The following is a 23,362-nucleotide window of genomic DNA, read 5'->3' on the forward strand; positions in this document are numbered from 1 at the left end:
ATGAATCTTTCTCGCTTCTTTATCGATCGCCCGATTTTTGCGTCGGTTATTTCGATCCTGATTTTCATGGCGGGTCTGGTGGCCATTCCCAATTTACCCATTTCCGAATACCCAGAGGTCGTCCCGCCATCCGTCGTGGTCAATGCGCAGTTCCCCGGTGCGAACCCGGCGGTGATCGCCGAAACCGTGGCCACGCCGCTGGAAGAACAGATCAACGGCGTGGAAAACATGCTGTATATGAACTCGCTGGCGACAACGGACGGCAATCTCAGCCTGACCGTCACTTTTGCCATCGGCACCGACCCCGATCTGGCCCAGCAATTGGTGCAAAACCGTGTGGCCCAGGCCACGCCGCGCCTGCCAGAAGTGACCCGCCAATTGGGCGTGACCGTGGTGAAAAGCTCCCCCGATTTGACCATGGTTGTTCACCTTCTCTCGCCTAACAACCAATATGACATGCTGTATTTGCGCAACTACGCCACACTGAACGTCAAGGATCAGTTGGCGAAGATTGAAGGCGTGGGCCAAATTCGCCTGTTCGGATCGGGTGATTATGCCATGCGCATCTGGCTGAACCCGGACAAGGTGGCCGAACGGAATTTGACCGCGACCGAAGTGGTCAACGCCGTGCGCGCCCAAAACGTACAGGTCGCCGCCGGGATGATTGGCGGCCCCCCGTATGATGACGCCATCGAAGTCCAGTTGCCGGTCAACGTCCAAGGCCGCCTGACCTCCGCCGCGGAATTTGAACAGATTATTATCAAACGCGATGCCAATGGTGTTGTCACGCGTCTGGTCGACGTGGCCCGCGTGGAAATGAACGCGCAAAGCTACGCCCTGCGCTCCCTGCTGGATAACCAGCAGGCCGTGGCCATTCCGGTCTTCGCCTCCCCCGGCGCGAACGCGCTGGATATTTCCAAAAACGTCCGCAAAACCATGGCGGAGTTGAAGGAATACATGCCCGAAGGCGTGGATTATTCCATTGTCTATGACCCGACGGTGTTCGTGAAGGACTCCATCAAGGCTGTAATCCATACCCTGCTGGAAGCCGTCGCGCTGGTCGTTTTGGTCGTGATCATCTTCCTGCAAACATGGCGCGCATCCCTGATACCGCTGCTGGCCGTGCCCGTATCCATCGTGGGTACGTTTGCGGTGATGCACCTGCTGGGCTTCTCTATCAACGTTCTGTCCCTGTTCGGTTTGATTTTGGCGATTGGGATCGTGGTGGATGACGCCATCGTCGTGGTCGAAAACGTTGAGCGGAATATCGAGGAAGGAAAATCCCCGCGCGATGCCACCATGCAGGCCATGAAAGAAGTGACCGGCCCGATTCTGGCCACCGCCTTCGTGCTGTGCGCCGTGTTCGTGCCGATTGCCTTCATCAGCGGTTTGACCGGGCAGTTTTATAAGCAATTCGCATTGACCATTGCGATTGCCGTGCTGATTTCCACCTTCAACTCCCTGACCCTCAGCCCGGCATTGTCCGCCTTGTTGCTGAAAAGTCATGACGCGCCGAAAGATGGGTTGACCAAGATCATGGATTTCCTGTTTGGCTGGTTCTTCCGCGGCTTTAACAAGATGTTCTACAAAGGTCAAAGCGGATACGCCAAGGGTGTCGGTGTCTTCACCCGCCGCAAGGCGATTATGATGGTGATTTACGGCGCGCTGGTCGCCTCCACCATCTACAGCTTCAACCTTGTGCCCAAAGGATTCGTTCCGGCGCAGGACAAACAATATCTGGTCAGCTTTGCCCAGCTTCCGGCTGGCGCCACACTGGAACGGACCGAGGATGTGATTCGTCAAATGGGTGAAATTGCCCTGAAGCACCCCGGCGTGAAGGGGGCGGTGCAATTCCCGGGCCTGTCCATCAACGGCTTCGTCAATTCATCCAGCGCGGGCATTGTGTTCGTATCACTGGACGATTTCGACAAGCGTGAAGGCCATGACCAGAACGGTTTTGCCATTGCCCAGCAATTGCAGGCCCAATTCAATGCGATTGACGATGCCTTTATCGCCATCTTCCCCCCCCCGCCGGTTCAAGGGCTGGGCAGCGTTGGCGGCTTTAAATTGCAGATCGAAGATCGTGCGGACCAAGGCTACCAAGCTCTGAACGATACGGTGCAGGCCGTGTTGGGCAAGGCTTATGCCGATCCTGCTCTGCGTGGCATCTTCTCCAGCTATAACGTCAACGTGCCGCAATTGTTCGCGGATGTTGACCGGACGAAGGCGCAGCAACTGGGCATTCCCATCGATGATATTTTCCGCACCATGCAGATTTATCTGGGGTCGCTCTATATCAACGATTTCAACCAGTTTGGCCGCACCTATCAGGTGCAGGCGCAAGCCGACCGCGATTTCCGGTCCAACCCGGCGGACATCCTGCGTCTGCAAACCCGGAATATTGAAGGGGAAATGGTTCCGCTCGGCTCCGTCGTCACCGTGACCGAAACATTCGGCCCGGAAACGGCCATGCGCTATAACGCCTTCCGCTCCGCCGATTTGAACGGGGATGCCGCACCGGGATTTTCATCCGGTCAGGCGCAGGCCGCAATTACCAAAATCCTGAACGAAACCCTGCCCCCCGGCATGACGTTTGAATGGACGGAATTGACGTTCCAACAGATTCTGGCGGGGAATACAGCCATCTTTATCTTCCCGCTGTGTATCTTCCTCGTCTTCCTGGTGCTGGCCGCGCAATATGAAAGCTTGGCCTTGCCGATGGCGGTGATTTTGATCGTTCCTATGGCCATTCTCTCGGCCATTCTGGGGATCTATTTCACCGGGGGCGACAACAACATCTTTACCCAGATTGCGTTGTTCGTCCTTGCGGGACTGGCGTGCAAAAACGCAATTTTGATTGTGGAATTTGCCCGTGAACTGGAACACCAGGGCCGCACCATCGTGCAAGCCGCCGTGGAAGCCTCCCGCCTGCGTCTGCGCCCGATCCTGATGACATCGTTTGCGTTCATCATGGGTGTTCTGCCGCTGGTCAACAGCCACGGGGCCGGGGCAGAAATGCGCCAAGCCATCGGGATTGCGGTGTTCTACGGGATGCTGGGCGTGACGTTCTTCGGCCTGATCTTTACACCGGCCTTCTATGTCCTGCTGCGCAAGCTGGAAGATTTTATGAAGCGTGGAAAGGCCAAGACGGACGGTCAGATGTCCTGAAGGAAGAACCGTAATTCTTCGTGAAAATGCGTATTGTGAAGAACGTGCAGGCGATCCACCGATCGGCCTGCATTTTCTTTGCAGCCATTGATCGGGGTTTGTGATTCACGCAGCAGGACCGTCGGGCCGTTCCCGCGCGGCAAAGACCGCAATTTTCCAACCCATTGATTGATTTCAACACATGAATGTTCATCATCCAGAATAATCATTTCAGGAATGATGGTTTTGCACGCATCGATCACTTGATCAATCGTATCAATTTCGATGCACAGCAAATTATTATCGCGGATGATACGGCTGGTGCGTTCGCGGTTTTCCGCACCACCACCGGCCACAAAGCACAGTTTGTAATCCATACGGATCCTTTTCCACCCGTCGAAAACAACCTTAAACGCGGGACAACGAAGTCGCCATAGGGGTTGTTTTCGGAGTTGCAATTACAGGTTCACGCGACACAGCTTCTGCCTTTTGCACGGTATACAGGCCCGGACACGCCGCAACGGGCTTTAAATTCTGGGACAGGCCCAAAACTGTTTCCGAACTGCCCAGGAACAAATACCCGTCCGGGGCCAATTGTTGCATCAGTCCGCTCAGGACCTTCTTCTTCGTTTCCTCATCGAAGTAGATCAGCACGTTACGGCAGAAAATAATATCAAACTGCCCAACACTGCTCATCCGGTCCAGCAGATTGAATTTGCTGAAGCGGATCATTTTGCGTAAATTTTCCTTGATGCGCCAACGGTCGCCATCCTGAGAAAAATATTTCATGATGGTTTGAATCGGCAGGCCGCGCTGCACTTCAAAGTGACTGTACAGCCCTTCCTGCGCTTGCTTTAAAACGGAATCGGCAATGTCGGTGGCCAGAATATCGAATTTCCATGCTGTTTTTTCAAACACGGCCTCTTCAATCGTCATGGCGATGGAATATGGCTCCTGCCCCGACGAACACGCGGCGGACCAGATTTTCAAGCTGCGCGTATTCGCACGGCTTTTGATCAGCTCCGGTAAAATAACCGTGCGGAAATGTTTGAACGGGCGATCATCGCGGAAAAACAAGGTTTCGTTTGTGGTCATGGCTTCGACCACATCTTTGATCACGGCCTCATCGCGCTTCATACGCAAATATTGCGTCAGGCGATCGAGCGTGCCATGGCCCCATTTCTGCACCACTGGGGCCAGACGGGTTTCCAGCAGATAAATCTTCTCCTGTGAAATAGACAGGCCGGATTTATCTTTCAGCAAGCCTTTATAAAACTCGAAATCAGCTACTTCCATACTACTCTACACCCTTGCTGCGTTATAACCCTGTGACAAGCTTTCTGATCGTCACGTCCAATTGAGATAGTGGCTGGACCGCGGAGCATAACCCGGCCGTTGCCACAGCCCCCGGCATGCCCCACACGATGGATGACTCTTCGTCCTGTGCGATAACGTTACCCCCGCTATCGACGACTTTTCGAGATCCCTCCAAACCATCACTGCCCATACCGGTCAGAATGACGGTCAAAATTCGTGGTCCATAGATATCAACCAGACTACGCAGCATCACATCCACCGACGGGCGGCAGAAATTTTCCGGCGGCCCCGAATCCAGATGAATCGCCGGATATTCACCTGGACCTTTCTGAAAGATCATGTGCAGTCCACCAGGCGCCACATAGGCAGACCCCGGTTTCAACACCATTCCTTCAGCCCCTTCAAAACACGGTATCCCGCAGTTTTGTTCAATATGTTGCGCCAACATTGCCGTGAATGTTTTCGGCATATGTTGGGTAATCACGATGGGAAGGGGGAAGTTTTTCAACCCCTTCAACATATCCATCAACGCCTTCGGCCCGCCGGTTGAGCTGCCGATCGCCAGAATTTTCGGTGGCAAGGGCGCTTTATGCGGGCGCAATGTTACGGTGGCCTGCGGATACAGTTTTTTGGTCGCGCCCGTAGCCGTACCGTTTGTATGGTTTGTCGGTGCGTATTTTTTGCGTGGCCGCCCCAGGGCCCGGATCACGCGCACCAGATCGCGCTGGAAATCAGCCGCGCTGGAAATCGATTCACCGCCCGGCTTTAAAATACTGTCCGTGGCCCCGAGGGCCAGCGCCTTCATCGTCACATCGGCACCGCGTGCCGACAAAGTCGAACAAATCAGAACGCGCACATCCGGCTTTTCTTTCAACAACAATGGCAAGGCGGTCAGGCCGTCCATGATCGGCATTTCAATGTCTAAAACCACGATGTCCGGCTGCAACCGCGCAATGGCCTTAACCGCCAGATCGCCATTCGGCGCGGTTCCCACAACCTCAATCCCTTGCTCCGGCGTCAAGGTGCGCGTAATAACCGCACGAATAACCGCCGAATCATCGACGATCATTACGCGGATATTCGGTGCCTCTTGCGGGCTTTGCGGGCCGGTCGTGATGGCGGTCATTACGCCTCCACATCTTCAAGGATGTCGAGCTGGACCAGTTTTGTGCGCAGAATGATTTGATCGAACGGCTTCATGATATATTCGTTCGCTCCGGCTTTCATGGCGCTCATAATATGGTCCATGCTGCTTTCCGTCGTGCAGAACAGAACCTTCGGCGCATCACCGTTTTCCATGCCACGCAGTTTTTCGATAAATTCCAGGCCATTCATACGTGGCATATTCCAATCCAGCAAAATCATTCCTGGCATTTTCTTTTGGCAAAATTCATAGGCGTACACGCCGTCTTCTGCCTCTTCACAAACCAGCCCAAATTCTTCCAGGCTCTTGCGTGCGATTTTTCGGATGGTCGCACTATCATCAACAATCAGGCAAAATGTCATGCGACACCCTCCACAAGGCTGTTTTCGTAAAACTGTGCCGACGCCAGAAGCTTTTTGACATCCAATGTCACCAGCAACTGGTCCGGCAATTTATAGACACCCGCGGCTACAGCGCTCCACGAGGCATCCAAGGTCGGCGGAATTGGTTCTATATTATCTTCGTCAAGCGTTAAAACATCGCCAACGGCATCGATGATCAAACTGAACAATTCGCCGTTTTGTTCGACGACAACGCTCATGCCACCAATATTATCGCCGCCTTGTTTTTGATTCAGGCAACGCCGCACATCAATGACGGTCACAATACGTCCCCGTAAATTCATAATGCCGGCAATGGTGGGCGGGGCCAGCGGGGTCCGGGTTGTCTTTTGGGATCGCAGGACATCATTCACCTGCAACACCGACACCCCGAACAACTGCCCGGCCAGCATAAAGGTCAAATATTCATTCGACTTCGCATGTGTCATTCTGCTGCCCCCTGATACATCCCGAATTCCTCGGCGTCATGGCCATTACGATTGAGCGTTTGCATGACAGACGTCGCCGGTTTCGTTTCCGGTTCATAGGTCAGGTTGATAATGTCGGCCGCCTGACCTTCGATAATCGCACTGCCCGCCAACGGACCATCCGACTTGATCTGGAATTCGCCACGGAAGTTTGTGATGTCCATGATCTTGTCAACGATCAGCCCGGCAATGCCGTTTTTCGCGGCAAAAACAATCACCGGACGTTTGCCTTCCTTCGGCAATGTGTCGGCACGGCCCGCATAGAACACCGGCATCAACGTATCGTAATATTGGATCACGCGTTGATCGCCAGCCTGTTCAATTTCAGACAGCTCGATTTCCTCCAGCCGCGTCACGTGTTTCAGTGGCACGGCCTTCAGGCCCTTGCTGCCAACACGGAACAACAGAAGCGGTGTTTCCATGACGCTTTCTTTGGCCTCCGCCTCGGCATCTTCTTCGGCTTGCTTAACCATATTGTCCAGAATACCAGCCGTTTTCATGATTCCGGACGGGTCCAAAATCATAATCACCTGACCATCACCCAGAATGGTGTTGCCAGAGAACACTTGCTGCTGACGCAGAATGCTGGACAGCGGCTTGACCACGATCTCTTCGGTATCGAATACGCGTTCGACGATCAGACCAAAGTTAAACCCACCCACCTTAATCACCGCGATATGGCGGGCCCGTTCCGCAGAACCTTCCTGCAACGGCAAACCCATTAATTTGCGCAGTGATACCAGCGGCAAAATGCGGTTACGCAAACGGAACACTTCCGAATCATTGACCTTTTCGATCTTGTTCGGACCATTGGCATTGACCATGACCAATTCACGGACATCAAGTTGCGGAATGGCAAAACGCTCTTCACCCACCCCGACAATCAAGGCCGAAACAATGGCCAGCGTCAGCGGAATTTTAATGGTAAAGGTCGACCCTTTCCCTTCGATCGATTTCATCTCGATCGAACCGCCAATCTGTTCAATGTTGGACCGCACCACATCCATGCCAACACCACGGCCCGAAACGGACGTGATTTTTTCAGCGGTAGAAAGCCCGGCGTGGAAAATATATTGCTGAACCTGCTGAACCGACATATTGGCCAGCTCGGCCTCGGTCGCCAAACCATTCTGGACGATCTTGTTCTTGATCTTTTCCATCGGCAGGCCACGGCCATCATCGGAAATTTCGATGATGATATGACCCCCTTCGTGATAGGAATTCAGCTTGACCTTACCGGTTTCCGGCTTGCCCGCTGCGCGGCGCTGTTCCGGGTTTTCAATCCCGTGATCGGCGGCGTTGCGAACCATGTGGGTCAGCGGGTCCTTGATCATCTCCAGAACCTGACGATCCAGTTCCGTTTCCTGACCCTGCATGTCCAGGTCGATTTTTTTGCCCAGTTCGGATGAAATATCACGAATGATCCGCGGCAATTTGGCCCACGCATTGCCCACGGGCTGCATCCGCGTTTTCATTACGCCTTCTTGCAGCTCGGACACAATGTGATTTAAGCGCTGCAGAGACGATGACAGCGTGCTGTCATCCTGCATCCGCGAAATTTGCAGGATCTGGTTACGGGTCAGCACCAGCTCGCTAACCATGGTCATCAATTCTTCCAGAACATCGACGCTGACACGCAGGGTCTGGGCTGCGGCCCCACGAACTTCACCGTGTTCCCCGGCGGCAACAACGGGCTTATCCGCTGCCTGTGGCTGCACGGACAGAACATGCGGTGTTTCGACCGGAGCTTCCGGTGCAGGGGTCGGCGCTGGCGCGCCCATGGCACTGACCGGAATGGGCACATAATCATCAATCGATTCCATACCCATCAACGGATCATTGGCAATGTCGACAATCGGCTCAGGAACGGGTTCCGGCTCTGGCGCGGCAACCGGGGCCGTTTCACCACCTACAACAGCCGCAGCCTCCAAACGCTTGATCAGGACGGTGTCATCACCTTCCGGTTCGGTGCCCGTTTTTTCAATGCCTTCCAGAATTTCTTTAATCCGGTCCAAAGCTTCGAGAATCAGGGAAATATTCTCCGGCGTTGCCGTTTTTTTCCCTTCACGGAACAGACCCAGCAGATCCTCTGCCTTGTGCGCCACTTTTTCCAGACGCGGCAGGCCCAAGAACCCGCATGTGCCCTTAATCGTGTGCATAATGCGGAAGATTTTAGAGAGCAAATCCATATTACTCGGATCCTGCTCCAGCAGGACCACGTCATTGTCCAACGCGCCAATACTCTCGTTGGTTTCGGTCAGGAATTCATTAATTAAGTCATCCATGACGGGGTCCTCTGCATTGCCTTTTCAGCTGTCAAATTCTGCCAAAAGGCGGTCAATATCATCTTGGCTGACGCCACCCTGATTGGGCAGAGCCGGGCCATTTAACAGGCTGGGTTTATCCTTGGTCGCATCGCCACCATCTTCGTCGCGCAGATGCGCAAAACGCTCACCCAGTGTTTGCAGCATATGGCTGACTTTCTGGTCGATGGTTTTCAGGGCGGTGACGACCTTTTTGATACGCTGGCCGGTGATGTCCTGAAACGTGCAAGCTTCATAAATGCTGACAATATGGGCTTCGATCTTCTGCACCAATTCGGGGTCGCTGCCCTGAATTTCGCCCATAATGGCTTCGCATGAATCCATGATGGATCCTGTTGCCTTCTCCGTCGTTTCGACAACGGCGTCCAGCTCATCCGTCGCGGTCGGAATATGCGTTTTTTGAATGGCGTTCGGCTGGGCTGCCTGCAATTCCGTACGCATCGTTTCGATGGCGTCTTTCAGGCTGTTCAGTTCTTTGTTCACGACATCGAACGAAATTCCCTGCGGGCTTTGAATTTTCCCGATAACGGAATTGACGATGGTGACAACCTGATCCCGGCGATACAGGGCATCGCCGCCCCCTGCGCTCTCAATATCCCCACTCATATTAGAAGCTCCCCAAAACGGCGGCGATTTTTGTTTTCAGAATTTCCGCACTAAACGGTTTGACGATATAGTTGTTCACGCCGGCCTGACGTGCGGCGACAACGTTTTCAATTTTGCTTTCCGCCGTGACCATGATGAAGGGCAATTTATCATTGCCATTGGCGCGCACGGTTTTGAGAAGCTCCAGCCCCGTCATCGGCTCCATGTTCCAGTCGGAAATGACCAGGTCGTATGTTTTATGCTTCATCATATCCAACGCCATCGTCCCATCGGTGGCTTCATCAACGTTTTTGAAGCCAATCTGGGCCAAGAGATTGCGGATCACGCGCAGCATCGTTTTATAGTCATCAACGATCAACACTTGCATTTGCGCCGGGTTCACAGTCATTGGTTACACCTCTTTTTTACTTCTAAATATCTAAGTTTACGGGATCAAAAGACCAGATCAGGCCGCTTGAATATCGCGCAGGAAGGATTTGACCTCGCCATCCATTTTCTCGGCCTGAACCGACAACATGCGGGCCGCGTCCAGAACTTCGCGTGTGGCCGCCGTGGTCGAATCCGTTCCGCCCTTGATGGAGAAGATGCCGCCGTTAATTTGCTCAACCCCTTGTGTTGCCGTGTTCATATTGGACACGATTTCCTGGGTGGCGGCGGCCTGTTCTTCGACGGCTGCGGCGATGGTGGCGGATGTTTCATCAACCTTGCCAATCGCTTCACGCACGCTGAGCAGAACATCAGCCACATTCACGGCCGTTTTCTGCACACCGTCCAATTGCTGGCGGATTTGTTCGGTTGCCTTGGCGGTTTGCGTGGCCAGATTTTTGACCTCGTTCGCCACAACGGCGAAGCCTTTGCCCGCCTCACCCGAACGCGCGGATTCGATCGTGGCGTTCAAGGCCAGCAGGTTAATCTGCCCGGCAATATCCTCGATCAAGGTCGCAATTGCGCCAACGGCACTGGACATATCCACCAATTCACGCGAAGACGCATCGGCGGCTTCGGCTTTGGTCATGGCGTCCTGCACCATATTGTTGGAAATTGCGATCTGGCGGGAAATTTCCTGCACCGTTGCGGCCATTTCCTCGGCCGCGCTGGCTACGGATTGGACGTTGTGCGACGCCTGTTCCGATGCCGATGCAACCTCAACCGACTGACGGTTGGTTTCATCCGCAATTTTCGACATGCCTTCGGCCGTTTGCGACAATTGCGTGGAAGCAGAGGCCACAGTGGACACCGTTTGCGTTGCATTGATATCGAAGGATTCAATCAGCTCCTGAACACGCTTCTGGCGCTGCTCTTTCAGAACCTGCTCACGCTTCTCGGCTTCAACCATCTCGCGCTGTTTGGTCAGAGATTCTTTAAAGAAATTCGCTGCGCGGGCCACATCACCAATCTCGTCCTTGCGGTCCGCACCCTTCACGTCAACATCAAGATCATTGTTGGCCAGCTTCTTCAGAACATCCACCGACCCAACCAACGGCTTTGAAATCCCAGCCGAAGACAGAACATAACCAAAACCAAAACCAAAGACCGCAATGATTGCGGATACGATTATAATAGAGCGCTCCGCATCCGTGGCCGTTTTGATCGCTGCGTCTTTGCTGATCGCAACATCGTTACCCATGTCCGCACACAGCTCCCAAAGCTTTTCCAGAGTTGCTTGTGCACTCGCCTCGCTTTTGGCAATCGATGCCTTTAAAGCGGAGTCGTCTTCTTTTGTTTTTTGGATATAAATTTCATTGGCTTCACGAAGCGTGACTTCAATCTGCGCTACATAAACATCATATCGCTTTTGCAGCTCTTGAAGAATCGGGGCCTCTTCTGCGTCCGCTGCGGCCAGCATGATCGGCATGGACTCAGTGAACACTTTTTTATAATTGGCCAGATTTTTTTCCGTCTCTTTTACGGATTCGGCCGTGTCTTTAATCGCAATGACAGCTTCGGAATATTTCACCAGATTCTGCGCATCAATCATGTCATTGGTAATGCGCAAGCGATCGCTGCGCTCACTCAAACCGACGACGCCCATGTGCAGATCATAAATCGAGCTGTAGGCATTAAAGCCGAGGAAAGCAATGAACCCGACCATGATCGCAACCAGCGACAAAATCTTCGTCATAATTTTTCGATCATTAAAGAACTTCATGCTGGCTTCCCCATCATCTTTATAATGTGATGCAATAAATATGGCGGGCCCATTCTGGACCGCTCTATCAAATGATGGTCGCAAATGCGTGTTACAGAACGATGCCGGGTTTGTTACAGATTTGTGACAAACGCATGAGGGGGCAGGCGACCGGATTAGCCACGCCCGCGGATAGAATTTCGTAAAATACTGAGCCGATTAGCAAATTGACCGTCCACGATGCGGCGGCAACAATTTTACGCAACACCCAGAAACTATACCTAAGGGTATATAAACTATCCTTAAGCGCTAAGTCCCTGATTTCAACGTTCATACTTTATATAAGGTTCTTCAGATATGATTGGGGATATGGCGATTTGCCTACCTGCGTATTTATTTTTTAGTGAGCGTGAGATTCAGAATGAAGACACCGACACACACCATTCTTATTGTCGATGATGACCCACTGGTCCAACAAATACTTAAAGAACCCCTCCAATATGAAAATTACAATGTCCTGCTCGCCGGTGACATTGCCGCAATGGAGAAAGTTCTGCGTACATGCCAGCCCAGCCTGATTTTGCTGGACCACATGTTGCCGGGCGAAAAAGGCATTGATGCCCTGCCCCGTATCCGCGATTTGACCAGCGCACCCATCATTATGATCAGCAGCCGCGACGATCTGGCGTCAAAGATTGAAGCGCTGGAATCCGGTGCGGACGATTATCTGTGCAAACCATTCCAGATTCGTGAATTATTTGCCCGGATCAAGGTGCAATTGCGCCATCACAGCAAATCGTTCCAGCGCGCGGCCACCGCCACAGCGCAAAACACGGATCATATTCAATTCGGAAATTGGGTTCTGGACCGGAATCAGTTCCAGTTATTCGACCGGGACAGTAAATCCGCCGGCCTGACGCTGAAGGAATTCCATCTGCTGGAAGCGTTGGTGTCATCGCCAAACCGGGTTTTGACGCGTGAACAGATTTTGGACAAGGTCCATAACGGCAATTTCAACGTGACGGACCGTGCCATTGATACGCAAATCGCCCGTATTCGCAAAAAACTGGGCGACCATCAACCGGAATCGCGGATGATTCAATCCGTTCGCGGATTGGGTTACAAATTCTCCTCCGACGCGATCTATGCCAGCGAAGGAAGAAAGATGAGTGCCGCGGTTTAATAATCCCGGGTCCAGAAGACGCCACCACCGACCTGTGCGTCCTGCCCCACGGAACTTTCAACCGATATGCTCGGTGTGACTTCAACTTCGATACTGGCGGCGCTTCCTGTGCCGCCAGTATCGTTTTCAACGCGCAGATACACGCGATCGGTCAGATATTTCCCAACGCCCACCGTCGTTGCGCCGTCATCGTAACTTTCAACGCTGATGTCATCCAATCCGGTCATTTCACGCACCATGCCCACCGGATCGAACCCGCCCCCCTTGCCAGAAAAACGTTGCAGCGTTTGTGTCAGTTGCACCGCCTGAAACGCGCTGATCCGGCTCATGTCTTTGCCGAACAGGATGCGGGACATCACCTCATCCTCCGGCAAGGCGGGAACGGACGCAAAATTGATTTTCGGCTCACTCACCCGGCCAGAGAGAAGGACGGATGCCTTTACATCGCCTGTATCGTGCGTGGCCTCAACATCCAGATAGGGTGATGGCGGCACCGCCCCCTGGAACCGCAGATTGGCCCGCACCAATTCGAACCGCTTGCCAAACTCTTCGTACCGCCCGCGGATGGATTCGAATGCCCCATTCACCAACGGCGCATTCAATGTGCCCGTTATATCCAGGTCGCCACCAAATTCTGCATCCAACCCCCAACCCCTGACAAAAATGCGATGCGGCGCATCCAGCTTCACATTCAAAGCAATTTTTTGCAGGAACGGGTCCTGTGCCGCACCACTCTCCGGCGTCACGATATTCAGCTCGGGGATCTGCGTGCTGAATTTTTCCGGAATGGTGATATTAAAATCATTCAGCGTGATGGTTCCGGTGACATCATAACCATCCGCCCGCCCTTTCAACGCCAGACTGGCATCTGCCGTGCCATCGGCCATATTGCTTTTGACCAATCGCACCTGATCCAGATTGAGATTCATCGACGTTGTCGCCGTGTTCACAAAATCCATGCTTCCGGATCCGGCGATTGTTCCACCTTGACCATCATTGGCGGATAATTTTTTCAATTCCACTTTGGTCCGGTCCAGATCGGCCACGACATCAATGTCGCGCAAGGCAACATCGTATTGTTCGTTATCATAGGTTCCATTCTGGAACGCAATGGTTCCATGCGCATCCGGCGCCGCGGGCGTTCCCGTGATGGTTCCATCAACGCGCAGCAACCCCGCCATTCTATGCCCCGGCGGCAAGACCAGCCCGGCCAGAACCGCACTATCCAGATCGGCGTTCACCGCCCCCTTTAATGCCGCTTGTTCCGACAGGTTAAAAGCAAAGGGGTACAGGGATAACGAGGCCGGAACGCTAGCATGTGCGGACAGATCCTGAATTCCCGTCCCCGTTCCACTGGCCTCAACACGCGCAACGCCAGCCTCATAATGCCCCGTGGCGGATAACGAGATTCCCGGCACACCCGACGCGACAATGATTTCATTGGACTGCGCCTTCACATTGATCACGGGTTGATCCAGCGGACCCGTGACATCAACGGCCCCCGTAAGTAACACCCCCTTCAACGCCTCGGGCAGCGTAGCCGGAAGATCCGCCATGTTGAAATTTTTGGTCGTTACCGACAAATTGGCCACGCGGTCCACAACATCCCCCGCCAAGCGCACGGATGATGCCCCCATGGTCACGTTCAAATCAATATCCCGCGCCGAGGGGATGGATTGATCCAGCGCGGACAGGCTGGCGCTGCCCTTCATCCGCAAGGCATGCGGCATAGTTCCCGTGCCATCAGCACTCAAACGATAATGCCCGGCGTCATTCTGCGCGATTTTGGCCGTCATGGTTTGAATGGCTATTGTATCCGACAGGCGCGCGTTCTTGACCGCAATATCCATCGTTTTCGGCCACATTTTCCGCACATCATCCAACGCCACCTTCATGTCCAGATGATCGACGGTATATGTTTCATACCGGGCGTTACCAATATCGGCATCCACCGTCATGGCCTGTGTTGCATCTGCCGTCGGGGCCAGACTGGCTGACGCGTTGATGCGGCCCGCAATGTCAACACCGATCAAGGGCGCATAGGTCGCCAGCGCCGCCACGTCCGCGCGCACATCACCACTGGCCAGCAGCGTTGATGTATCAATCACAATATCCCCGCCCGCCTTTAAATCCGGCCCGGTCATGGAAAAATCGGCAATATTCAACCGTGGTGCGTCATAGGAAAATTGAAATGAGGTCTGTAAATCCATATCACGGTAACGGCCCGACACCGCCGCCGTACCTGCCGGAACAGAGGCCAGATTTTGCGCCGTGACTTTTAAATCCAAACGCGGCAATCCGTTTTCAACCATGCGATCCATGATCAGGGAGCCAGAGACATCCAGCGCCGGATCACGGGTTGCGCCACTGACACGAACGACCAGATCGGCCTGCCCACCTTCGCCCGTCAACGGTTGAAGATCGGAACTGTCGACGTTCAAATTGAAATCAATGGCTCCATCGTCATGCAAATCGGCCTGCCCCACACCCTCAACGGTAAAGGATTCCGCCTGCACCAAAAATGTTTCAAGGGTCGCGCGTAAATTTTGCGTATCCACAACGCCCTTTATGCGGATCGTTTGCGGCATCCACGCAATGAAAGCCGCATCCGGTTGGCCAATGGTGGCCTTGATGTCGAGCGCCAGACCGGACGACAGATTGGCCTTCACCGCAATATCCGGAGCCAGAACCATGGCCGGTCCGGCAACCCCCTCACGCAGATCCAGTCGTTTGACCCGCAAACGATCCAACGACAGGCTGCGGAAATACAGGTCAGGGATTGTAAATCCTGTGGCCGCATCATCTTCGGCCCGCGCTTCGCCCGCCGGAATGCGGTGGACCGTGATGGCTCCGGCATCAACACTGATGGCCGCATGACGGGCCGCCAGCGGCAAGAGGCCCAGCCGCACGGTCATCCGGTCGGCATCGGCGATCACACCGTTTGCATCATCCACCCGCAAACCCGTTACGTTCAACCCACCCACCGCGCTGTAATACAAAGCATGGTAATCAATGGAATAGCCCGTGCCCTCCAGCGCCAGATTGATCTGCTTGCGCATCATCGCCTGCCCGCCCGGCGTGCCCAGCCAGACAAAACCAACAGCGATCAACACATGGACCAGCATGACAAACAGGAACAGGAAGGACAAAACCTCCAGCACCGCATGACCCGTTTTGCGCAAAATGGTTTTTATCTGCATTTAAAACGCCTGCCCGATGCTGATATAAATTTGAAAATTCGATTCCAGATCGTCTTTCTGCGTCAGTGGCACGGCCACATCAAATCGAATGGGACCAAACCCGCTGTAATACCGTGCGCCGATACCGGCCCCAACGGCCACATCATTCATTTTTGGCCAGGATTCATTGGACACCGTCCCCGCATCCACAAATGCCACCGCGCCCAATGTCGTTGTAAAACGCTGGCGCATTTCGACACTGCCCGTCACCATCGATCGTCCACCGAGGGGATCGTCGTTGGAATCTTTCGGCCCCACCTCCTGATACCCGTACCCGCGCACGGACCCGCCACCCCCGGCAAAAAACCGTTCGGTGGAGGGAATATCGAATGTGCCGCTGCCCAGAATGCTGCCAATATTGGTACGCAGGGCCAGAATGGACCATTTCTTTTCATCCAGCGCCCAATACGTGCTGGCCCCGAATTCGAGTTTAAAGAACGGATCACTGACCCCCAGAACATCAAGGAACGGCGTAGCGGACCCAAAGATGCGCCACCCTTTGGTCGGGTCCAGCGTGTCATTGCGGTTATCAAAGGTCAGCGAATTTGGAAATGAAATCAGACCATAGAGATCATCGCTGTCATTGACGTCATTATCCTCGGTAATCTCTGACAGGGTGAACTTCACCCCGGTCGATCCGGTCAGGCGTTTATTAAAGGTGCGGTTAATCGACGCACCAACATCCACACCACTCTCTTCAAACGCATCGGTGTCTTGTCGCCGCACTTCCGTATTCAAGGATAGGCTTTGATCCTTGCGGATAAAGAACGGCTTCAACACATTGGCGGACAGGCTTTGCTTCAACGCCGACAGGCTGAGCGTGGTGGTCAGTTTTTCGGCCGCGCCCCAATAATTTCGGTGTTCCCACCCGAATGTCGCGCCCGGCCCTTCGTCCGTATAATAACTTAAACCCGCTTTCATCGTACGGTGGGCGCGTTCGGATAATTTAACCTCGACCGCCACCATCCCGTTTTCATCCGGTGCAGCAGGTAACACGGATTCCGCGCGCGAAAACAAACCGGATTCCATCAATGCGGTTTTCAACCGCTCAACCCGACGCTCACGAAAACAATCCCCTTCGTTCCACGGCACCAGCTTGTCCAGATAGGATGTTTTCACCGTACTCTGCCCCGTGAAGGTCACGCGGCCTAGCTTGGCCTCTGGCCCGACATCGACGCGATATGTCACATCGGCCGTCTGCGTATCAGGGTTCAATACAACTTCGTTTTTCACATCCAGCGTGAAATAACATTTATCCTTGGCCACGCGCTCTTTCACAATTTCCTGCAACGCCAGGACGGACGCCGCATCCAGCGGTGTGCCGGGTTCCAGCGCATCCTTGCCCATCACCGCCGCAAATTCCGGCGGATTGGTCGTGAGTGTTGCAATGGTGTAAAGCGAACCCGGTTCGATATTATACGTACCTGTGAAAGAAACGGCCGCATCATCCGCATATTTGACCGTGGCATCATAATAGCCCTTCGCCCGCAGAGCCTTTTGCAGATCCGTCAGGATCATCTGCTCGCGGTACGTTTCGCGGCGCGCATTATCCGCAGCATCATCGCCCAGCTCAAACTCACCACCCAGGCGATCGTCGACAATTTTTTGCAAGTACGGCGTCAGCGTCGCATCCGCCCCCTGATCGATCCCGGACAGGCTGTACGCCGTCCGCACACCCCCACCGCCCCAGCATCCGGACAGAACCAGACACAACGGCATCAGCAGAACCCGCGGTAAGGGGGATGGCCAGATACGCATAGGAAATTCCATTTTCAAGGGCTGCGGGTCCACCCGGCAGGCCATGGCCCTAACGGCATGATTGTTCATGGTTTTATGATGCCCGTTTTATACTGCGATTCTGCCCTTTTGAACATATCAAGGACGGAAGAGAGCACGGATAAGAGTATGAATAAACCAAGCGGTTTAGTGGCCATAACAATCATGCCGCACTGCCACATTTTCGCCCTTTTGCAATTTATTTGCATATTGACCTGACGGCGGTGTAATTTGCCCTCCAATCGTACATGAATGCGAACCACAGGGAGGCGCCGCAGGACATAAACTGCGGGCAGTCAAAAATTGAGCGTAGATCATAACAACAACGACAACCTGACCAACGACACCGCGACAAACGAAGGTCACACCGCGCCGCCACCATCACCGAAAAAGAAATCAGCGTTCCGCAAATGGATGATCGGAACCGTTGCCGGGACCGCCATTGTCGGCACACCTGTCGGCTTGTTCGGCCTCTATGAGGTCAATGAAAGCAACCTGCAATCCAAATATTTCAACGAAATTGCCACGGGCAAGCGCCACACCACCAAAATCACCGACCCGCTGATCTTTCCGCCGGCCAAGGGCCCGTTCGATGAGCGTCGTGGTTACAGCCACTTCGCCGCCTATGATCAAAAATTGACCGCCAAGGGCAAGTGGGAGCGCGCATCCATCGCACCATGGTATGACCGGAATATTAAAGGTCTCCAACTCAACCTGCTGGAAGACGAGAAGCAACAGGCCGGTGTCACCATCACCGATTATACCGGTGACACGATGTATCAGGCCCGGTTCCCGCGTAATGTTTACAAAACATTCGACGATGTACCAAAACAATTGCTGAACGCGCTGCTGTTCGTTGAAAACGCCGAATTGCTGGCCGATCACCCGGACAAGCAAAACCCCGCCGTTGAATGGGACCGCTTTGCGAAGGCTTCGTTCCATCAGGTTCTGAAGAAAATGGGTGTTGCCAGCGAATATCCGGGCGGGTCCACCGCCGCCGTGCAGAAGGAAAAATATAAATATTCCGACGGCGGCCGCACCGACAGCCCGATCGACAAATTGCAACAAATGGCCAGCGCGACCGCGCGTGCCTATAAAGATGGCGTCAACACCACCGAAGTTCGCAAGGCCATCGCGCTCGACTACATTAACTCCATCCCGCTGTCCTCCTATCCGGGACAGGGCGATGTTGAAGGCATTGGCGACGGCATGGAATTGTGGTTTGGCCGCAATTTCGCGGAACTGAACCGCCTTCTGACCAAAGATGAATCCACGATGGATGACGCCGAAATGGCCGAAGCGGGACAAGCCTTCCGCGAAGGTTTCTATCTGGCTTTGTCGATCAAGAAGCCATCCGATTACCTGCTGCGCACCCGTGGCCGGGATGAATTGAATGCCCGCGTTGATAATTTGCTGCCCTTGCTGGCGCGCGAAGGCATCATTTCCGAACGGATGCGTGATGCCGCACTGAACGCCAAACTGGAATTCAGCAAATCCGAAGACATCAAACGCAAAATGACCGTTCCGCATAACAAGACGGAAATGTCCCTGCGGATTGAAATGCTGCAAGCTCTCGGCGGGAAAACAGGCTTGTACGGGCTGGACCGCACCGATGTGTCTGCCGTCACCAGCGTGAACAAAGACGCCTCCGAAGCCGTGACCAAATTCCTGCAAGGCCTGAAAGACGTTGAAAATGTCCGCGCCGCAGGATTGCTCGGCTATCCGATGCTGAAAGAAGCAGGGCTGGAAGACATTACGTATTCCTTCACCCTGTATGAAGCGGGCGAAAACGCCAACCATTTGCGTGTTCAGACGGATACCTACCAAGGGGCGCTGAACCTGAACGAAGGGTCCAAGCTGCAACTGGGGTCCACCGCGAAACTGCGCACGCTGGTGACCTATCTGGAATGCATGGCCTATCTGCATGAACAATTGTCCGGCAAGGACGTGTTCGCGCTGGAAGAAGCCAAGGACCAGTATAAAGACAATCTGAGCCGTTGGGCGATTGATTACCTGATCGCGGAAAAAACCAAGGACGAACCGAATCTGTCCCTGCGCGCGTTGCTGGATGCGTCCATGGAACGCCGTTATTCCGCGAACCCAGGTGAAACATTCTTCACCGGCGGTGGCATCCACCATTTCAACAACTTCAAGAGCGAAGAAAATGGCCGCGTGCCAACGGTACGCGAAACATTGCAGAACTCGCACAACTTGCCGTCCGTCCGCATTATGCGCGACATCGTGAATTTCACGATGGAACACAAAATGAACGTGCCGGACGACATTTACACCAATATGGACAGCCCGGCCCGCGCCCATTATCTGGAGCAGTTCATCAACAAGGAAGGCAAAGTCTTCCTGTACCGCGCATGGGACGCCCAACGGGATAAAACCCGCGACCAAATTTTCACCGATCTGGTCGATAAGCGCAGCAACCGCGGCCAATACCAGATTGCGGCCCTGTACCGCATGATCTTCCCGGAGGGCAGCGTCGAAGACATGGCCGGCCGCCTGCACGAAATCGAATACCGTCAGGACAATCCGGACGCCAGCGACGATGCGGTGATCGAACATATGGTCGCCAAATCCGCCGATGAAAAAGCAATGAAGAAGATGCAGGCGATGTACACCATGTACGACCCCGCGCGCTTCGTTTACGAACCGTGGAAACGCGATCCGCAAAGCAACAAACTCAACCTGAACGATCTGGCGTTTATCACCAAAGTTCACCCGTTGGATTTGTGGTTGGCGCACGAAAACACCAAAACGGATCAACCGCTGCCGTGGAAAGATGCTTATGCTGCGGCGATTGCGCCGAATGCAGACGGCGAAACGATCATGAAGGATATTTATTCATGGTTGCTGAAACCCCACAAAATGGAAGCCCAGAACAAGCGCCTGCGCATCATTCTGGAGGAAACCGCCTTTACCCATATCCACAAAATGTGGGCCAAAAACGGGTTCTCCTTTGACAAAATGACGCCGTCGCTGGGGTCTGCTCTGGGCGATTCCGGCGATACGCCGGCGGCGCTGGCCGAATTTTCGGGGATCATCGTCAATGGCGGTATCCGTAAACCAAGCATCCGCTTCACTGAAATGACGCTGGCCCCGGACACGGAAGAACGCGAACGCGCTTACGTCCGCAAACCGGAAGAAGCCGTGCGCGTGATGCCACAGGACGTCGCCGACGTTGCGCTGGAAACCATGCAGTTGATCGTGCGTGACGGTACGGGCTTCCGCGCCGGGAAAGTTGTTCTGGATGATGGCCGCGTGTTGAACGTGGGCGGGAAAACCGGAACGGGCGATAACCGTGACAAATTCTTTACCGCAGGTGGTGGCATGACCTCAGCCGAGGTCAAGAACCGCACCGCCACCTTCGTCTTTGAAATTGACGATCCGGTATCGGGCAAACGCTTCTTTGGCTCTGTCCTGTTGTATGTTGATGGCCCGAACGCCGCCAAACATAAATTCACCAGTGCCGGGCCGACGCAGGTGTTGAAAAACATTCTGGTCATGCTGAAGCCGTTCCTGAACGAAGCGTGTGGCGTCACCGCCCCGACGCAAACGGCCACGCTGGATCAGAAGAAAAACGCACCGAAGGCTCCGACCCCATAGGACGGTCCCCGACGCGCCCAAAACCCTGAAACACGACAAGGCCCGCAGGCGGAAAAACACCGTCAGGGGCCTTGTTTTTTGGCGAAATTCCGAAGGTTTTCCACCCATTTTCACCACTTCCGCATCGCACAACATTTGTATTTTGACAAATACCAGCCACTGCGGCAACGTCCCCTTCCTTATTCATAATTGAAACTTTCAACAGGGGACGAACATGTCATCACTGAACGTAAGCGTAATGACGAAATTTATTAAAGCGGCCGCACTGGGTACCGCATTGGCCGTTGCTGGCGGTTGCGCCGCTGTGGGCGTTGGCGTACCGGGTGGCGGTGACAGCGTGAACACCGACATGTTCAAGGACGAGAAAGATTTTCTGGCTCGTATGGACAAAGTCAAAGAAGCAACCGGCACCGACAAAGTTGTAACCAAAACCGAAGTGCTGAGCATTCTGGGCGTAAAAGCGAAAAAGCTGCGCAACATGGACCGTTCGGAAATTCGTGGCGCATTGGAAGGCACAGGCCCGAACGCGATGCCGCTGGTGAAATCCACGCTGACCGCTGATGTTCTGAAATGCCTGCAAGGCTCCAGCCTGCAATATGCGGACGATAACGGCAAATACGCCTTTAACAACCCGATCCGCTGGCAGAAAGAAACCAAAGGTTTCAGCTACAATGTCCAGATCATTTTCAACACCTGCTCTGGCAAAGAGCCGGTTGTTGACACCGTGCTGGACAGCGGCGGCCCGACCTACAGCAAGCGCAAGAAAACCGTGTTTGACCTGATCAACTCGGACAGCTTCTCCCTGCCGGGCATGTAAGATTTGCATACAAAAACCCCGTCCGGTTTGCGCCGGGCGGGGTTTTTTATTGATTACAAAATTCTAATTACAAAATTCTACAGGCCGAACTGATACCGCGCCAGAAAACCGATAATATTGTCATCGACATTGTCCTCTTCGGTGTTCTTCCACCCGGCCTCCAGCGTCAGGCCGTTGTCAAAATCATATCCGGCTGAAATCTGGGTCAGATGATCGTCCACATCATCCGCGCCCGTCACATCAATATCACGCATGGTATGCGCCAGCGTCAGGTTCCAACGTTCGTCAATGATCGTCTTAACACTACCACTTAAATAATCGCGATTTTCGTCATCGACGCCGCCAAAATTCTGGATGTCGGTATATTCAGCAAACATATCCAGATCGACCCGGTCCGTCACACCGAATTGATACCCCAGCGTACCAACCCAGCCGGATTCATCCGCCCCGCCCGTGGCGTGATCAGCGTCGCCTTCGCCCAGAAAGCGGTAACCCAGTTTGTAATACAGACCATCAACCCCGGCGACAGCGTCCCCATCCAGCCCAACAACGAAGGACGAGAAGTCCTCTGTATTCGACGCGCCGCCATCCTCTTTTTCAAACGTACCACGCCCGCGAATGATGGACTGGCTCAAAACGGTTGTATCGGCAAAAAACGTTGACCCCGTCACTGTATGCGTGCCCATCGTTTTTGTTTCAAACACATGAGCCACGCCAAAACCAATTTTTTCGGTGATTTCGTAATCTTCCGCAAAATCTTCACCCCAGATACCGCGCCCCCATTCCCAGCCGAAGCCAAAGGCCGGATTAAATTTCCCGGCAAACACATGCCACGGCCCGTGGGTGAAGTTCAGTTTGATTTCTTCGGCATAGATCCCTTCATCTTCAAAAAACAGATCGTCGCCCGGCTCCGGATCGCGCACTGGCTCCAACACAAACGTGCCGTCGATATAGAATCGATCATTCAGGGTCAGGGTCGGCGCGACCTCGGTGCGAAAGAACATATTGGTGCGGTGATTATCCTCATTCGATGAATCCACCCCGCTCTCGCTCTGCAATTCCATCAGAACATCGGCGCTGATACTCTGGGCCTGCGCCGCAGGACCACACAGGGCGGTCGCGAATAAAAAAGAATAAAAAAGAATAAAAACAATGCGATAACTTCATTTCAAGTCCCTTATGGCGGTTTTAGTTCTTG

Annotated in this window: 16 protein-coding genes; 4 read left to right on the top strand and 12 right to left on the bottom strand. The window is 53.8% G+C overall.

Annotation, left to right across the window (positions count from 1 at the left end):
• On the top strand, positions 1–3,168 hold the full coding sequence (locus ACSC94_RS07755; protein ID WP_435640273.1) for an efflux RND transporter permease subunit: 3,168 nt from the start codon (positions 1–3) through the stop codon (positions 3,166–3,168).
• Here the strand turns inward: ACSC94_RS07755 and ACSC94_RS07760 are convergent.
• Genes ACSC94_RS07760 through ACSC94_RS07800 form a run of 9 tightly spaced genes read right to left on the bottom strand, consistent with a single transcriptional unit; the run spans position 3,156 to position 11,528 of the window.
• Complete coding sequence (locus ACSC94_RS07760; RefSeq protein ID WP_435640274.1) at positions 3,156–3,524, bottom strand: hypothetical protein; 369 nt, start codon at positions 3,522–3,524, stop codon at positions 3,156–3,158. The two genes, ACSC94_RS07755 and ACSC94_RS07760, sit on opposite strands and share 13 nt — an antisense overlap.
• A 31-nt stretch (positions 3,525–3,555) precedes the next feature.
• Complete coding sequence (locus ACSC94_RS07765) at positions 3,556–4,443, bottom strand: CheR family methyltransferase (protein WP_435640275.1); 888 nt, start codon at positions 4,441–4,443, stop codon at positions 3,556–3,558.
• A gap of 22 nt (positions 4,444–4,465) precedes the next feature.
• A complete protein-coding gene (locus tag ACSC94_RS07770; protein ID WP_435640276.1) occupies positions 4,466–5,590 on the bottom strand; it encodes a protein-glutamate methylesterase/protein-glutamine glutaminase in 1,125 nt (374 codons plus the stop codon).
• Entirely contained in the window at positions 5,590–5,970 is a 381-nt protein-coding gene (locus tag ACSC94_RS07775) for a response regulator (protein ID WP_435640277.1), read from the bottom strand. Before ACSC94_RS07775 ends, ACSC94_RS07770 begins: the two co-directional genes overlap by 1 nt.
• Entirely contained in the window at positions 5,967–6,437 is a 471-nt protein-coding gene (locus ACSC94_RS07780; protein ID WP_435640278.1) for a chemotaxis protein CheW, read from the bottom strand. Before ACSC94_RS07780 ends, ACSC94_RS07775 begins: the two co-directional genes overlap by 4 nt.
• Entirely contained in the window at positions 6,434–8,761 is a 2,328-nt protein-coding gene (locus tag ACSC94_RS07785; RefSeq protein WP_435640279.1) for a chemotaxis protein CheA, read from the bottom strand. Before ACSC94_RS07785 ends, ACSC94_RS07780 begins: the two co-directional genes overlap by 4 nt.
• A gap of 24 nt (positions 8,762–8,785) precedes the next feature.
• A complete protein-coding gene (locus ACSC94_RS07790) occupies positions 8,786–9,406 on the bottom strand; it encodes a protein phosphatase CheZ (RefSeq protein ID WP_435640280.1) in 621 nt (206 codons plus the stop codon).
• A gap of 1 nt (position 9,407) precedes the next feature.
• Positions 9,408–9,794: a response regulator gene (locus ACSC94_RS07795; protein ID WP_435640281.1), complete on the bottom strand. Its 387-nt coding sequence runs from the start codon at positions 9,792–9,794 to the stop codon at positions 9,408–9,410.
• A gap of 57 nt (positions 9,795–9,851) precedes the next feature.
• A complete protein-coding gene (locus ACSC94_RS07800) occupies positions 9,852–11,528 on the bottom strand; it encodes a methyl-accepting chemotaxis protein (protein ID WP_435640282.1) in 1,677 nt (558 codons plus the stop codon).
• 427 nt (positions 11,529–11,955) lie between these two features.
• Here ACSC94_RS07800 and ACSC94_RS07805 point away from each other — a divergent pair, with 427 nt between their 5' ends.
• The gene (locus ACSC94_RS07805) at positions 11,956–12,717 is read left to right on the top strand and encodes a response regulator transcription factor (RefSeq protein ID WP_435640283.1); all 762 of its coding nucleotides are present in this window, start codon (positions 11,956–11,958) and stop codon (positions 12,715–12,717) included.
• Here the strand turns inward: ACSC94_RS07805 and ACSC94_RS07810 are convergent.
• Both ACSC94_RS07810 and ACSC94_RS07815 read right to left on the bottom strand, forming a co-directional pair.
• The gene (locus ACSC94_RS07810; protein WP_435640284.1) at positions 12,714–15,917 is read right to left on the bottom strand and encodes a translocation/assembly module TamB domain-containing protein; all 3,204 of its coding nucleotides are present in this window, start codon (positions 15,915–15,917) and stop codon (positions 12,714–12,716) included. The genes ACSC94_RS07805 and ACSC94_RS07810 overlap by 4 nt on opposite strands.
• Positions 15,918–17,714, bottom strand: coding sequence for an autotransporter assembly complex protein TamA (locus ACSC94_RS07815; RefSeq protein ID WP_435640285.1), 1,797 nt, complete (start codon positions 17,712–17,714; stop codon positions 15,918–15,920). It abuts the gene before it with no gap.
• A gap of 321 nt (positions 17,715–18,035) precedes the next feature.
• On the opposite strand from ACSC94_RS07815, the gene ACSC94_RS07820 reads away from it, so the two are divergent.
• Together ACSC94_RS07820 and ACSC94_RS07825 are read left to right on the top strand one after the other, a co-directional pair.
• Positions 18,036–21,347, top strand: a complete 3,312-nt coding sequence (locus tag ACSC94_RS07820; RefSeq protein ID WP_435640286.1) for a transglycosylase domain-containing protein — start codon at positions 18,036–18,038, stop codon at positions 21,345–21,347.
• 238 nt (positions 21,348–21,585) lie between these two features.
• Entirely contained in the window at positions 21,586–22,164 is a 579-nt protein-coding gene (locus ACSC94_RS07825) for a hypothetical protein (protein WP_435640287.1), read from the top strand.
• A 77-nt stretch (positions 22,165–22,241) separates the two neighbouring features.
• On the opposite strand, the gene ACSC94_RS07830 is transcribed toward ACSC94_RS07825, so the two are convergent.
• Positions 22,242–23,228 carry a hypothetical protein gene (locus tag ACSC94_RS07830; protein WP_435640288.1) on the bottom strand — a complete coding sequence of 329 codons (987 nt, stop codon included), beginning with the start codon at positions 23,226–23,228 and terminating at the stop codon, positions 22,242–22,244.
• Between the last annotated feature and the right edge of the window lie 134 nt (positions 23,229–23,362).

It is taken from the genome of Micavibrio aeruginosavorus (assembly GCF_051245535.1).
GTDB classification, from domain to species: Bacteria; Pseudomonadota; Alphaproteobacteria; order Micavibrionales; family Micavibrionaceae; genus Micavibrio; species Micavibrio aeruginosavorus_D.

Bases quoted from the DNA above. Each gene is read 5' to 3' on its own strand.
- ACSC94_RS07755 (WP_435640273.1), top strand. From the start codon at position 1: ATGAATCTTTCTCGCTTCTTTATCGATCGCCCGATTTTTGCGTCGGTT.
- ACSC94_RS07760 (WP_435640274.1), bottom strand. From the start codon at position 3,524: ATGGATTACAAACTGTGCTTTGTGGCCGGTGGTGGTGCGGAAAACCGC.
- ACSC94_RS07765 (WP_435640275.1), bottom strand. From the start codon at position 4,443: ATGGAAGTAGCTGATTTCGAGTTTTATAAAGGCTTGCTGAAAGATAAA.
- ACSC94_RS07770 (WP_435640276.1), bottom strand. From the start codon at position 5,590: ATGACCGCCATCACGACCGGCCCGCAAAGCCCGCAAGAGGCACCGAAT.
- ACSC94_RS07775 (WP_435640277.1), bottom strand. From the start codon at position 5,970: ATGACATTTTGCCTGATTGTTGATGATAGTGCGACCATCCGAAAAATC.
- ACSC94_RS07780 (WP_435640278.1), bottom strand. From the start codon at position 6,437: ATGACACATGCGAAGTCGAATGAATATTTGACCTTTATGCTGGCCGGG.
- ACSC94_RS07785 (WP_435640279.1), bottom strand. From the start codon at position 8,761: ATGGATGACTTAATTAATGAATTCCTGACCGAAACCAACGAGAGTATT.
- ACSC94_RS07790 (WP_435640280.1), bottom strand. From the start codon at position 9,406: ATGAGTGGGGATATTGAGAGCGCAGGGGGCGGCGATGCCCTGTATCGC.
- ACSC94_RS07795 (WP_435640281.1), bottom strand. From the start codon at position 9,794: ATGACTGTGAACCCGGCGCAAATGCAAGTGTTGATCGTTGATGACTAT.
- ACSC94_RS07800 (WP_435640282.1), bottom strand. From the start codon at position 11,528: ATGACGAAGATTTTGTCGCTGGTTGCGATCATGGTCGGGTTCATTGCT.
- ACSC94_RS07805 (WP_435640283.1), top strand. From the start codon at position 11,956: ATGAAGACACCGACACACACCATTCTTATTGTCGATGATGACCCACTG.
- ACSC94_RS07810 (WP_435640284.1), bottom strand. From the start codon at position 15,917: ATGCAGATAAAAACCATTTTGCGCAAAACGGGTCATGCGGTGCTGGAG.
- ACSC94_RS07815 (WP_435640285.1), bottom strand. From the start codon at position 17,714: ATGCGTATCTGGCCATCCCCCTTACCGCGGGTTCTGCTGATGCCGTTG.
- ACSC94_RS07825 (WP_435640287.1), top strand. From the start codon at position 21,586: ATGACGAAATTTATTAAAGCGGCCGCACTGGGTACCGCATTGGCCGTT.
- ACSC94_RS07830 (WP_435640288.1), bottom strand. From the start codon at position 23,228: ATGGAATTGCAGAGCGAGAGCGGGGTGGATTCATCGAATGAGGATAAT.